Raw genomic sequence first — 12,543 nt, 5'->3', positions numbered from 1 at the left:
TGGTGGGCATAATCGATACGGCATTATGCAGAATTTAATACAGCAGCGTCAGACCCAGACTCAGTCCGTCGAGCACAATCCCATCGGCATTCAGCCTGCGGTAGCCCAAACGACCAAACAATAACTGCTCGCCGTAAACGAACGCTACTTCGGTATCGCCAAGATTCAGATTCCAGCCAGTTACGGAAGCGCGGTGTACATCAATCCACAGCTTATTGCCCAGCTGAAGATTAAGGCCGGAATACAATGCGATATCGTTATGCTCTGCATTGCCGCTCAACCTGTAACTGCCCAACCCCAGATGCAGCTCCAGCCTGCCACCATAAAACAGCCGGTAAAGAATACCTTTTTGCTGAATCCGCATATGATCGTCAGCACCATACTCACCATAAAGTGAATTACGGTAAAACACGCTGGCACTGCCATAACCGCCTTCAAGCCGCAGATCATTCCAATAAACATCCGTTCCTGAGCCGCTGTTGATATCCGCTCTCAACAACGGAACGGCGAATGCCGACGAAGGTTCTCCGCCCTCAGGTAACTGCCCGTCCCAACGCTCATCTGATTTTTGCTGGCTGCCCTCCTGACCGTAAGCCAGAACGGCAATGGTTGCTTCAACCATAAACCTGGCAACCGGCCGCAGTAATGCATACGCCAGATCGTCACCTAATCCGGAATCACCGCCTGAATCCGATCCGGAGCCTGAAGAGGAATGTCCGCCGGAGGATCGGGTCGTTGCTGATTCTTCAAACTTATCCAGTTTACCCGCCATTGCGGAGGAGGCTGCCATCCACAGCAAGGATAAGCCAATAAGTCTTAAGATTGTGTGCGTCAATACGAGTCCCTTCACCGCCAACTCAAATCAGTCTGTCGATAATCTGGAATACAACGCCATATCGACACTGGTGTCGTTATATTCAATCTGAGCAGGCAGGCAACCTTCGTAGTGAAAACCCAGTTGCTGCAGCAGCGTTTCATGCGGCTCAGAACCGGCACGCAGACGCACTTCAATACGGTGCAACCCGAGTTCGCTAAAGCAGAAATTCAACAGTGGTGGCATAACTTCCTGCAGCACCGGCAAGTCGGCCGCGTCGCTCAGTTCCCACTGCAACTGGGCACAACTCAGCATCCAGTTAATTTTCTGAATACCGATACGCGCAATCAGCTGTTTATCGTACAGACCTTCCACCAGCCAGAAAGCGGCCTCGCGGGTTTCAAAGCGCATTGCCATACGGCGCAACTCATCCAGCGCCTGAACATCCACCGTCATGGCTGAACGCGGAATATGATCAACCCGGCTCTGTTCTTTTAATAAGGCGAACAACGCATCACCGTCCTGCTCGGATACCGGCAGGCGCAGGCTGAAATTACCGGCGGAAAAATTCCAGTTCATGCCGCACCTCCGTCTTTGTTGTTATCGGTATTCAGATTCTGGCCGGGATTAATATCACTGTCTTCACCTAGGCGACCGGCAACCGGCTTTTTCTTATCCAGTACGATATTAAATTGCACCACATTCGCGAAGGATGTTTCACCGCTGCGCCAGGCATCACGCATCACCGCACTTTGTTTAAAGCCCAGCTCCGTAAGCATGGTTTTAAATTCTTCGTTCTGGCCTTCAATCCACTGATAACCAAAATTACGCAGGTGATATTTTTCCGCCATAAAATCCATGCACACTTTTAACGCGGCACTGCGCTGCGCCAGTGTTAATTGTGGCAGACCATCAACGCGCAACATGGTGCGCAGCAATGACGGCTGCCAGTCAAAGGCACTGACCATGCCGGTGATAGCACCATCCACTTCCAGAGCCCACATCATGCCGCGTTGGGTGGCGGCCATCTGCACGCTCAGATCCACCATACGGATCAGGTTATCTTTATTGTCCAGTACCCGCTGGCCCGGTAATTCAGGGTGCTGATACAGTTCGAATAATGCATCCACATCATCGTAGGTCAGCGGCCGCACACGGCCACCGGAGAAGGATAATTCGGGGGTAAATTTCATACTGAAATCCAGGAGATAAAACCCGCCACCATAGTAGCGGCGGGTTTTTAATTAATACTCATCATCGCCGCCGTCATAAGGGCGGGCCAGATTCTCAAAGCGGGTGTATTTACCGATAAAAGCCAGACGGTCGATACCAATAGGACCGTTACGGTGTTTACCGGTAATAATTTCGGCCACACCTTTGTCCGGCGTGTCTTCGTTATACACTTCGTCGCGGTAAATAAACTGAATAATATCGGCGTCCTGCTCGATCGCACCGGATTCCCGCAGGTCGGAACTGACCGGACGTTTATTCGGCCGCTGTTCCAGCGAGCGGTTAAGCTGCGACAGGGCAATCATCGGGCAGTTAAATTCTTTGGCGATGACTTTCAGGGTGCGCGAAATTTCCGAAATTTCCTGGGTACGGCCTTCTGACGGCCCGGATACCCGCATCAGCTGCAGGTAGTCGACCATGATCAGGGCCAGATCGTTGTTGTTTTCGCGGTAGACTTTACGCGCACGGGCACGCATTTCCTGTGGCGTCAGCGCCGGGGTATCGTCGATATACAGCGGCAGATCTTTTAACAGATTCACCGCCGCCGATAATTTCGGCCAGTCTTCGTCGATTAATTTACCGGAACGGATACGGGTCTGGTCGATTTTGCCGATGGACGACAACATACGCATCACAATGGATTCCGATGGCATCTCCAGACTGAACACCAGGCATGGACGCTTCGTCGCCAATAACGCATTTTCCACCAGGTTCATGGCATAAGTGGTTTTACCCATCGACGGACGCGCAGCGACAATCACCAGGTCGGCTTTCTGCCAACCGGAAGTGCGGTTGTCGATTTCATTAAAGCCGGTGGTAATACCAGTCAGGCCATCCGGCTGATTGAACATCTGATCTAGCTGTTCGAGGGTATTTTTCAGAATCGGCGCTACCAGTTGCGGACCGCCGTCTTTGCGGCTGCCTTCGGCAATCTGGGCAATGGCTTTTTCCGCGTCCGATACCAGCGTCAGCGAGGTTTCCCCCTCAGGCTCATAAGCTTTGGCCATGATGTCGGAGGCGGCTTCAATCAGGCGGCGCTGCTGTGAGCGTTCACGCACGATTTCACCGTAGGCTGAGCAGTTGTCGATCGATGGCGTCATATCGACCAGACGGCTCAGATAGGCGGCGCCGCCGACGCTCTCCAGCTTGCCACGCTCTTCCAGCTCTTCGGCAACCGTCACCACGTCGATCGGCTGCTCCTGATCAACCAGATGTTTGATCGCGCGGAAAATCAGGCGGTGGTCGTGACGGTAAAAGTCGCTGTCCTGCAGGGTTTCAGCAACCGTTTCCCAGGCGCGCTCATCAAGCATCAGCGAGCCAAGCACCGATTGCTCCGCCTCTACCGAGTGCGGCGGCGTGCGCTGGCTGCTTTCCTGCCTTTGCTCATATGGCTGCGCAGAATACTCATCATTCATGCAGGCGGTTCCCGGAGGTGTTCAGACAATAAAAGGTGATAGCGGCCCGCCTTCCGGCAATGGAGCGGACATAAAAAAGGCACTATCAGCTGGTCGCTAATAGTGCCTTATCTTGCTCATCGCTGCCAGCCGATGCGGCAGCCATAAGCCTCTGAATTATTCTGCTACTACGTGCAGTTTCAGAGTTGCGTTCACTTCTGCGTGCAGGTGAATCGCGATATCGAATTCGCCAACAGCACGGATAGGACCGTTTGGCAGACGAACTTCAGCTTTGCTCACTTCAACGCCAGCCTGAGAGATCAGGTCTGCGATGTCGCGGTTGCCCAGAGAACCGAACAGTTTGCCTTCGTCGCCAGCTTTAACAGCAACAGACAGTTCGATTTCTTCGATTTTTTCTTTACGGGCCTGTGCATCAGCCAGTTTGGCAGCTGCCTGAGCTTCCAGATCAGCACGACGGGCTTCGAAATGCTCAACGTTGGCTTTGGTCGCAGGAACCGCTTTACCCTGTGGGAACAGGAAGTTACGGGCATAACCTGGCTTAACGTTAACCTGTTCACCCAGTGAACCCAGGTTTGCTACTTTTTCTAACAGAATAATTTGCATCTTAAAATCCTCATTACAGGGCGGCTATGCATTACCCGCCGTGTCTTTTAGTCGCGCGCGGATGTTCAGTAAACTATCCAGCAACGCTACGAAAATTAGTAATGTGTACATGTAAGGCCCGAACAACATCAGTGCCAGATACACCAGCAACATCCAGTTCGGACTGGCCTGTGATATTTTCACAACACCATGGAACAAGGCCAGACCAGCAATCATTAACGGTACCGTTAATACGGGCGTTAATCCTGCCAGTTCAGGCTGCAACTGTCCGGCAGTCAGACAAACCAGCACCGCCGGTAAGCTGAAGGCCAGAGGCAAACGCAGCTGCTTAAACTCGGTGCCGAAGCCGCCGGGGTTATACAGTTCGCTTTGCCAGTAGCGTCCCAGTAACAGACACAAAATAAATACCAGCACATGCAGAGCAGCAAGCACTCCGCTGATCATCGGGGCGATCAGTGGCTGCAGATGAGCCAGTAATTCCGGCTGATCTTTCAGTGCTTCACTGACGGCGGTTTCACTGCTGGCCACAACCTGAGGCAGAACCTCAGACAACATCAGCGGCAACAACAGATACACCAGCACGCCCAGAGCACAGGCCAGCAGCATCGACCAGTCAAGGCGGATACTGTAGCGCAGCAACGCGGCCATGGCGCTGGTGCCAATGGCAACGAGTAACGGGGTCGGATCGCCAATGGCGCTCCAAGCGATGGCCGGTAAAACCGCCCATAAAACCACCTGTCCCCCTTCACGGACACCCTGACGCAGGATAACCAGCGCCAGAATGGCTGCTCCGATCCAGAACAGCAGTGGCACAGCCAGACAGCCACCGGCAGCAACCGCTGCCTGCCAGCGTCCGGTCATAGCCCAACGTGCCAGTGCTTTCATATTACAGTCCTAAGTGATTACGCTGCCTTTTTGTTCTGACTTTCTGGCGTAGCCGAGGAAGTCAGAACAAGGAAGAAATGGTCGAGAAGGCGGAGTTTACGTGTTGTAAATGAGCACTTCGAGACCATTTCTGACGCCGTTATGACGACGCAGGCAGGCAGAAAACTTAGTTATCGTGCTGATCAGTGTACGGCAGCAAAGCGATGTAGCGCGCGCGCTTGATCGCAGTAGACAGCTGACGCTGATACTTAGCACGGGTACCAGTGATACGGCTTGGTACGATTTTGCCAGTTTCAGTGATGTAGCCTTTCAGGGTATCCAGATCTTTGTAATCGATCTGGCTTACGCCTTCAGCAGTGAAACGGCAGAACTTACGACGACGGAAAAAACGTGCCATGACTCAAATCCTCTCTTATTCAGCGTTATCGTCAGAATCGATCTCGTCAGCGTCATCCGCTTCTTCCGCAGCGCTTTCAGATTCTTCAGCGCGTGGCTCGGAACGACGACGATCTTCGCGGCTTTCAGCAGCTTTGATCGGAGAGATTTCGGTGATGGCTTCATCACAACGGATCACCATGTTACGCAGAACAGCATCGTTGTAACGGAAGTTGGTGGTCAGTTCGTCCAGAACTTCCTGAGTACATTCGATGTTCATCAGGATGTAGTGGGCTTTGTGCACATCGTTGATCGGGTAAGCCAGGTGACGACGGCCCCAGTCTTCGAAACGGTGAATTTTGCCGTTAGCGGCTTCGATTGAGTTAGTGTAACGCTCAACCATCGCAGGTACCTGCTCGCTTTGATCTGGGTGAACCAGAAAAACGATTTCGTAGTGACGCATTGTCAACTCCTTATGGGTAGTCAGCCTTCCGGCCCATCCGGTAAGGCAAGGAGTCCGTTGTTCGCCCGAGGGCCAATATACGGATAAAAAGGAGCGCGGAGTCTACCAGAGGTCTGACGACGGATCAATCTTTGCACAATCCACCACACCCACCGTTATAGCTGAACCGCGACTGAATCATTCAGCGCCCAGTGGTTCACCACGGGTTCAGTGGCCAATTCCTATACTGCCGCGGTTTTTAACGGAGATTGCGGTATGACGTATCCACACCCTACCTTATTGATATCCCATTCTGATGCACTTCTGCCGCCGGCACAGACCCTGAAGAGCCGGAAGCTGTTACTGGCCAGCGCCATCAGCCTGCTGCTGGCCGGCCCGGCCATGGTTCTGACTCCGGCCGCACATGCCGAAAACCCACTGGCGGTCAGCCCGGACCTGCCCGGTATGGAATGGCAGACCTTCAGCAGCGACCACTTCTACTTTCATTTTATTCCGGCCCATAAAGCGCAGGCCGAACGGGCCGCTGTGATTGCCGAGCGGGCCTGGAGCGAACTGACGCAGGATTTTGACTGGACGCCCAAAGACCGCGTTCATGTGGTACTGACCGACGACTTTGATTTTTCCAATGGCTGGGCACATCCGGAGCCTTTTAATCAGATCCGGCTGTTTTTAAGTCCGCCCGATGGCAACAGCACGCTGGAAGCCTATGACGACTGGCTGAATCTGCTGATCACCCACGAGCTGACGCATATCATTCATGTTGATATGGCGCGCGGCATTCCGGCTGTTATCCGTAAGATTCTGGGACGTAATCCGCTGACCTTTCCTCACGCCTACACGCCGGGTTTTATCATTGAGGGACTGGCGGTTTATAAAGAAACCAACGCGGCTCAGGGTTATGGCCGCGGCCAGAGCACGACATACGACATGATGATGCGTATGGAAGTGATTAACGGCATCGACGATTTATCCCAGGCTGTCGTCACCCTGCGTGACTGGCCGCTGGGTAAGCATTACCTGTACGGTTACTACTACTGGCAGTTTATCGCCGACACCTACGGTGATGACAAAATCCGTGATTACCTGAGTGAATACTCGCGCAATATTATTCCGTTCTTTTTGCAGAATTACGAAGCGCGTAAAGTCTTCGGCAAAAGCCATGAGGTGTTATGGCAGGAGTTTAAAGTCTGGCTGCAGCAGCGTTTTGCCCCACAAATTACCGAGCTGAAAAAGACAGCTGACACCCCGGTACAGGCTATCAGCAACGAAGGTTTATCCATCGATGCTGCTGCCAGCGATGGTAAAAATTATTATTACCTGCGCGAAAACGGTAAAGACCGTAACAGTCTGGTTAAAGTCCGCACTGCCAGCAACACAGCCGAAAATCCGGTCAGCGAAGTATTACTGCAAATCACCGGCATGCTCAGCCTGGATGTCAGTCCCCGGGGGGATATTGCCTATACCCGTATTACCGACCGTGCCGACCTGCGCGGCTGGAGTGATATTTTTATTATGCGTGACGGTAGCGAGCAACGCCTGACCAGCGATCAGCGCTATCGTGCCGTACGCTGGATGCCAAACGCAGCCGACCCACAACAACCCTATTTAATTGCCAAACGTATTCAGGCCGGTGTCAGCCAGCTGGATATGCTGGATAAGAACGGGCACTTTATCCGCACTCTGTGGCAGGGATCGCTGGATGATGTTATCAGCGATTACGCCATCTCCCACGACGGGAAAAAAATCGTTGCCAGCATTAAACGCAAGCAACAGGGCTGGAACCTTGAATTACTGAATATCCAGACTGAGCAACCACAATGGTTGCCGCTGACCAATACCCGCGCCAGTGAAAGCAGTCCGAATTTCAGCCACGACGATCAGCATATTATTTTCAGCGCCGATTACAGCAACGTTAAAGGTGTTGATCTGGCCAGCGCGACGGCTACCTATAATATTTTCAGTCTGAATCTGGCCAGCGGAGAGGTGTCCCAGCTAACCCATTTATTAGGCGGTGCAGTGCAACCGGTTCTGGTGGGTGATGATATTTATTTCCAGAGCTATCAGGCCCGCGGTTTCAGCCACGTACGCCTGCCGGCTTCCGAACGTAAACCACTGGCGGTATTGCCGCTGTCCGAGCTGCAGAGCCAGTACGATTATGCCCCCTTATATAATCAGCCACAGACACATAGCGAAGCCGAAGAATACAGCCCATGGTCAAGCCTGATGCCACAGCAGTGGCTGCCGGTGTATTCGGGCAACGAAGAATATAATGCCATCGGACTGAGCACTTCCGGTCAGGATGCCCTCGGGCGGCATAATTACAGCAGCACTCTGTTTGTCGATACCGAAAACGACATCGCGAGTGGCAACCTGATGTATTCCTACAATAACCAGTGGCAGTTACTGGCGCAGCGTAATCACAGCTATTACCTCGATGATAATGACAGATTGCAACGCATCCGCCGCGAAGACACGGTAGAACTGGCGCGCACTAATATTATCGATTTTCTGGAAAATAAACTGCAATTAAGCGCCGGTATTAACCGCAGCCACGAGTACGATATTCCGGCCGATGATTTATTGCGCGAGGAAAACAGCTTACATAATTCGGTTATCGGCGCCCGTCTGGATTTTGATAACCGCGAAATGTACAGCCAGTCGATTTCGGTCAGCTGGGGAACCCAGGCAACCCTGTTGTGGGAATCCAACGATTATCTCGACAGCGACTACCGCGGCGACATCATCAATGCCAGCATCAGTCATTTTATTGATTTACCCGGCAATCAGGTACTGGCTCTGCACAGCAGCGGCGCTTATGGTTTCGAACAACCGGAACCCTTTGAGCTGGGCGGTGAAGAAGGTGTTCTGGAGCAGTCATTATTTGGCCGCGATCAATGGGCATTGCGTGGCTATAAAGAAAATGTGCAGCAAGGTAACCGCATTCAGACCAACAGCCTCGAATATCGTTTCCCGTTGCTGAACGTTGAACGTGGCTGGAATTTATTACCTATTGGTCTTGGTGGTATTAATGCCAATATTTTTGCCGATCATGGTGCAGCCTGGCAGGAAGGCGGGCGCTCACATTATCTTACCAGCGCCGGTATGGAGCTGATGACAGAAGTTGTTGTGATGTATGGTTTTGCGCTGCCGGTACGTCTGGGCTACGCCTACGGCTTTGATAAAGACGAAGGCGGTGACCGGACTTACCTGCAGGTGAATTACCAGTTCTGAGGAATTATCCAACAAAGAGCCGCCGTTAATACGCGGCAAACATCGCAGCACTCCGGTGCTGCGATAAACATATCAGTCACTGTTGCTGACTGCAGCAGCCTGCAGATCGCTGACAGAGACAGAACAGTAGGTCTGTACCGACCATGGGGAATACACACTGACCAAATTAAAAACGGGTGCCACGCTGACCAAGGTGCCGCTGATCAGGGCAGTGGTCAGACCATTGGCAAAGGTGTACTCCACCGTTACTTTACTCCAGGGCTTGCCATGGCATTCACGGTAGAGATTCACCGGTGGGCTGATTTCAATCATGCCGTCGATGGTTGTGTCATGCCATTTGATGCGCAGAGGTTCTGCCGGCTGACGGTTGCTGCTCAGGTCATGGGTAAAATGAATTGTGCTGCAGGCTGACAGCAGTGTGCAGGCAATAACGGCTGCAGTTCTGACAATTTTCCATTCAGTCATTCTGCGTCTCCTGTGCCGGATGATCACACCATACCTTGGCCGTACGCGGCGTATAAATCAGTAGTGTCAGTACGCTCTGCAGCCAGTCCGATAAGCTGGTAATTGCCTGCATCTGCATAACCCGCCGTTCACCACAAATAACACTGGTGTTCACTTCGTGTTCGCCAATAATCCCGGCCAGATAAAATGTTTTGCTCGACTGATAATCCGGTGGTGATGTGTCTTTTTCGCCGCCATAAGGACGAATAGTGACACTGGAGCAGGCTGTCAGAAACAGCAATCCTGCCAGCACAGACAAACGCATTACGCTGATATTGCGTAATGCGCTGCATCGGATTAATCCCTTGTTCATCGACACCTCAGAGAGCTCCCTGATTTTCAAACTCCAGAATAAAACAGGCTCCGCCCAACAGCGACTCGCGAATACTGAGGCGGGCGTCATACAATGCCAGAATATCACTGACCAGTGCCAGCCCAAGTCCCTGCCCCGCGGTCATGGTATCCAGGCGCACACCACGTTGCAGAACATGCTCATGTTGCTCTTCGGCAACCCCCGGGCCGTCATCCTCAACACAAAGCTGCCAGCCGGACAAAGTATTATGCGCACTGATCAGCACCTGCCTACGACCATATTTACAGGCATTATCCAGCAGATTACCGATAATCTCGGTCAGGTCGTTATCATCACCCAGAAAGAATACATCGTCATCAGCAACCAGCTGTAACGTCAGATGTTTATCGGCATACACTTTTTTCATAACACCCAGCAGCGATTCAGCCACCGGTTTTACCGCTACTTTCTGCAGACTGAAACTTTGTGCCTGGCTGACCGCGCGCTGCAACTGAAACCGGATGCGCTCGCTCATCGTATTAATCTGCCGCTCCAGCTCCTGCCGGTCATCATCACTGATCTGCGGCTGATGTACCATGCCACTCATCACCGCCAGCGGCGTTTTCAGACTGTGCGATAAATCGGCGAGCATATTACGGTAACGTTCACGCTGTGCCCGTTCACTCTGCAGCAACTGATTCAGGTTGGTGGTCAGTGGCTGCAGTTCACGCGGATACTCACCGGTTAAATCGGCCTGTTCACCGCGCTGCAGTTTTTCCAGATCATGGCTGACACGACGTAGCGGTGCCAACCCCCAGCGCAGAATCAGCAGCTGCATAACGATCAGCAGCAACGCAAATGTCAGCAACGCATAATCCATACTGTTGCGGTAGTCGATCAGCTGCCGGTTAAAATCATGCAGATTCTCAATCATCAGCAGATTAAACTGCGGATTATTATTACCGGCATTTCCCCAGTTAACCCCCAGCCGGGCAATCATATATTCTTCGCCCTGCATGCGTGCAAAGCTGTAACGCCACTCCCCAGGCGCGGCGTTGCTGCCACTCACCGGTGGTAACTCTTTGGCGGACAATGAGCGCCAGACAATCTGATCAGAGGCATCCAGAATCTGAGCGTACAAACCGGAGCCGGTATGATTAAAGCGTTCTTCCGGCAGGTAATCAGGAACCCAGAGTTTGCCCGAGCGATAATCAGCCAAAGCCAGCAGTGAATAGCTGTGCAGGCGCAAACGCTCCTGCAGACCATTAACCTGCGCGTAATAAAACGACTGATAAAGCCATACGCCAATACCCAGCATTAATACTGCCAACAATAATGTTGTCAATAACATCAGCCGGGCACGCAGCGAATTCAGCATTAACCGTTTTCCGCTATAAACTGATAACCCCGCCCCCGCAGGGTAACAATCGGACTGAAGCCATCCGCCTGAGCCAGCTTTTTACGCAGCCGGCCAATCAGTACTTCAATCACATTACTGTCACGGTCAAAATCCTGCGCATACAGATAATCGGTGAGGGTATTTTTGGAAATAACCTCACTGCTGTGACGCAGCATATATTCCAGAATTTTGTATTCAAATGCGGTCAGTTCCAGACGGGCTCCTGCCAGCAAAACCTGCTGACTCTGCACATCCAGTTCCAGCGGGCCTGCTTTGAGTACGGCACTGTGGCCGGTAATACGGCGCAATAACGCCCGGCTGCGCGCAATTAATTCCTCGATATGAAAGGGCTTTTCCAGATAATCATCTGCTCCGGCTTCCAGCCCTTCTACCTTGGCTTTCCAGCCGCCCCTGGCTGTCAGAATCAGCAGCGGAAAAGCACAGCCATCTTTACGCAGACGACGAATCAGCTCGATGCCATCAATTTTGGGCAGGCCCAGATCAATAATGGCCATATCGTATGGATATTCGCTGGCCTGAAAATAACCTTCCAGCCCATCGGCTGCCAACTGGCACTGAAATCCGGCTTTATCCAGACCTTCGGCCAGCTGGCTGCGCAGATTTGCATCGTCTTCCACAATCAGGATTTTCATCGCTGTTCTCCTTGTGCTTCGTTCTGCCGCGCCGGGACGGTATCAGCTGCAGGGGGAATAGTGTCGAGCAGCGTGCCATCGATTGCGTGCATATAGTAACTGGCAATATTGCCCTTACTGCCAAGCAGCTTGATCAGGTAATAAGGTGGTGGGCCTGGCTCAAAATGAATACGCAGGATTTCTCCCGGATACAGCAAACGCAATAAGCGCCCGGCTTCCTGTGGCGAAATAGCATTTGCCGGAGGGTTGACCCGGTGTGAGAACACATCCGGTGGTGGTACCGCCGGCGGTTCTGATTTAGCGGGTTTGCCCTGAATTTTACGCTCAACCCAGCGGTTAAATGGGGTAAACACCTCTTCAACCCATTCGGTTTTAGGGTTGATGGTTTCCTCTACCCAGTCGGATTCTTCTTCCGGCTTGTCATCCTGCCCGGCCAGCACCGGCCATGCCAGCGCCTGTAGCAGCAGGCATAACAGCAACCGCAGCGCACGGCGATCAGCAGACCGGGACAACGCAGGCGATGCCATCCGGGCACTGAATACAGATTGCAGCGACATGAAAGTGAGGATCAAGAGTGGGGTACCTGTACATCAGTATTCGGGCAATTTAAACAGGATACCCGCTGCAGGTGAACCAAAGCTGAATAAATAACGACGCCAGCTGAACGGGAAATTCAGCT

14 protein-coding genes are annotated in these 12,543 nt (G+C 52.5%); 1 reads left to right on the top strand and 13 read right to left on the bottom strand.

Features of this window, described 5'->3' with window-relative positions:
- Nucleotides 1-34: 34 nt before the first annotated feature.
- The 8 genes from HUF18_RS12755 to rpsF form a co-directional block, all read right to left on the bottom strand.
- Entirely contained in the window at nt 35-835 is an 801-nt protein-coding gene (locus HUF18_RS12755; protein WP_225692457.1) for a hypothetical protein, read from the bottom strand.
- A 27-nt stretch (nt 836-862) separates the two neighbouring features.
- A complete protein-coding gene (locus HUF18_RS12750; RefSeq protein WP_225692456.1) occupies nt 863-1,393 on the bottom strand; it encodes a GNAT family N-acetyltransferase in 531 nt (176 codons plus the stop codon).
- Complete coding sequence (locus tag HUF18_RS12745; protein WP_225692455.1) at nt 1,390-2,007, bottom strand: GNAT family N-acetyltransferase; 618 nt, start codon at nt 2,005-2,007, stop codon at nt 1,390-1,392. Before HUF18_RS12745 ends, HUF18_RS12750 begins: the two co-directional genes overlap by 4 nt.
- 51 nt (nt 2,008-2,058) lie before the next feature.
- Nucleotides 2,059-3,459 carry a replicative DNA helicase gene (gene dnaB, locus HUF18_RS12740; protein WP_225692454.1) on the bottom strand — a complete coding sequence of 467 codons (1,401 nt, stop codon included), beginning with the start codon at nt 3,457-3,459 and terminating at the stop codon, nt 2,059-2,061.
- 156 nt (nt 3,460-3,615) lie between these two features.
- A complete protein-coding gene (rplI, locus tag HUF18_RS12735) occupies nt 3,616-4,062 on the bottom strand; it encodes a 50S ribosomal protein L9 (protein ID WP_145470901.1) in 447 nt (148 codons plus the stop codon).
- 24 nt (nt 4,063-4,086) lie between these two features.
- Nucleotides 4,087-4,947 (bottom strand): hypothetical protein, encoded by an 861-nt coding sequence (locus HUF18_RS12730; protein ID WP_145470900.1) that lies wholly within the window; start codon nt 4,945-4,947, stop codon nt 4,087-4,089.
- Nucleotides 4,948-5,113: 166 nt separating this feature from the next.
- On the bottom strand, nt 5,114-5,344 hold the full coding sequence (rpsR, locus tag HUF18_RS12725) for a 30S ribosomal protein S18 (RefSeq protein WP_145470898.1): 231 nt from the start codon (nt 5,342-5,344) through the stop codon (nt 5,114-5,116).
- A 15-nt stretch (nt 5,345-5,359) separates the two neighbouring features.
- A complete protein-coding gene (gene rpsF, locus HUF18_RS12720) occupies nt 5,360-5,785 on the bottom strand; it encodes a 30S ribosomal protein S6 (RefSeq protein ID WP_145470896.1) in 426 nt (141 codons plus the stop codon).
- Nucleotides 5,786-6,040: 255 nt separating this feature from the next.
- Here rpsF and HUF18_RS12715 point away from each other — a divergent pair, with 255 nt between their 5' ends.
- Nucleotides 6,041-9,016, top strand: a complete 2,976-nt coding sequence (locus tag HUF18_RS12715) for a hypothetical protein (RefSeq protein ID WP_225692453.1) — start codon at nt 6,041-6,043, stop codon at nt 9,014-9,016.
- A gap of 72 nt (nt 9,017-9,088) precedes the next feature.
- Here HUF18_RS12715 and HUF18_RS12710 read toward each other — a convergent pair whose 3' ends face one another.
- The 5 genes from HUF18_RS12710 to HUF18_RS12690 are packed head-to-tail and all read right to left on the bottom strand — an operon-like array spanning nt 9,089 to nt 12,436.
- The gene (locus HUF18_RS12710; RefSeq protein WP_145470893.1) at nt 9,089-9,481 is read right to left on the bottom strand and encodes a hypothetical protein; all 393 of its coding nucleotides are present in this window, start codon (nt 9,479-9,481) and stop codon (nt 9,089-9,091) included.
- Nucleotides 9,474-9,833, bottom strand: coding sequence for a Bor family protein (locus HUF18_RS12705; protein WP_225692452.1), 360 nt, complete (start codon nt 9,831-9,833; stop codon nt 9,474-9,476). Before HUF18_RS12705 ends, HUF18_RS12710 begins: the two co-directional genes overlap by 8 nt.
- Before the next feature lie 7 nt (nt 9,834-9,840).
- Nucleotides 9,841-11,190 (bottom strand): ATP-binding protein, encoded by a 1,350-nt coding sequence (locus tag HUF18_RS12700; RefSeq protein WP_145470889.1) that lies wholly within the window; start codon nt 11,188-11,190, stop codon nt 9,841-9,843.
- Nucleotides 11,190-11,864, bottom strand: coding sequence for a response regulator transcription factor (locus HUF18_RS12695; RefSeq protein WP_145470887.1), 675 nt, complete (start codon nt 11,862-11,864; stop codon nt 11,190-11,192). The genes HUF18_RS12700 and HUF18_RS12695 overlap by 1 nt, the downstream gene beginning before the upstream one ends.
- Nucleotides 11,861-12,436, bottom strand: coding sequence for a hypothetical protein (locus HUF18_RS12690; RefSeq protein ID WP_225692451.1), 576 nt, complete (start codon nt 12,434-12,436; stop codon nt 11,861-11,863). The genes HUF18_RS12695 and HUF18_RS12690 overlap by 4 nt, the downstream gene beginning before the upstream one ends.
- Between the last annotated feature and the right edge of the window lie 107 nt (nt 12,437-12,543).

Source organism: Thalassolituus sp. ST750PaO-4 (assembly GCF_020320405.1).
Classification (GTDB): domain Bacteria; phylum Pseudomonadota; class Gammaproteobacteria; order Pseudomonadales; family Oceanobacteraceae; genus Venatoribacter; species Venatoribacter alkanivorans.
This window is presented reverse-complemented; position numbering and strand designations above follow the sequence as displayed.

Excerpts from the sequence above, each read along its gene's own strand:
- rplI (WP_145470901.1), bottom strand. The coding sequence starts at position 4,062 with ATGCAAATTATTCTGTTAGAAAAAGTAGCAAACCTGGGTTCACTGGGT.
- HUF18_RS12745 (WP_225692455.1), bottom strand. The coding sequence starts at position 2,007 with ATGAAATTTACCCCCGAATTATCCTTCTCCGGTGGCCGTGTGCGGCCG.
- HUF18_RS12730 (WP_145470900.1), bottom strand. The coding sequence starts at position 4,947 with ATGAAAGCACTGGCACGTTGGGCTATGACCGGACGCTGGCAGGCAGCG.
- HUF18_RS12750 (WP_225692456.1), bottom strand. The coding sequence starts at position 1,393 with ATGAACTGGAATTTTTCCGCCGGTAATTTCAGCCTGCGCCTGCCGGTA.
- rpsF (WP_145470896.1), bottom strand. The coding sequence starts at position 5,785 with ATGCGTCACTACGAAATCGTTTTTCTGGTTCACCCAGATCAAAGCGAG.
- HUF18_RS12695 (WP_145470887.1), bottom strand. The coding sequence starts at position 11,864 with ATGAAAATCCTGATTGTGGAAGACGATGCAAATCTGCGCAGCCAGCTG.
- HUF18_RS12710 (WP_145470893.1), bottom strand. The coding sequence starts at position 9,481 with ATGACTGAATGGAAAATTGTCAGAACTGCAGCCGTTATTGCCTGCACA.
- HUF18_RS12700 (WP_145470889.1), bottom strand. The coding sequence starts at position 11,190 with ATGCTGAATTCGCTGCGTGCCCGGCTGATGTTATTGACAACATTATTG.
- dnaB (WP_225692454.1), bottom strand. The coding sequence starts at position 3,459 with ATGAATGATGAGTATTCTGCGCAGCCATATGAGCAAAGGCAGGAAAGC.
- rpsR (WP_145470898.1), bottom strand. The coding sequence starts at position 5,344 with ATGGCACGTTTTTTCCGTCGTCGTAAGTTCTGCCGTTTCACTGCTGAA.
- HUF18_RS12715 (WP_225692453.1), top strand. The coding sequence starts at position 6,041 with ATGACGTATCCACACCCTACCTTATTGATATCCCATTCTGATGCACTT.
- HUF18_RS12705 (WP_225692452.1), bottom strand. The coding sequence starts at position 9,833 with ATGAACAAGGGATTAATCCGATGCAGCGCATTACGCAATATCAGCGTA.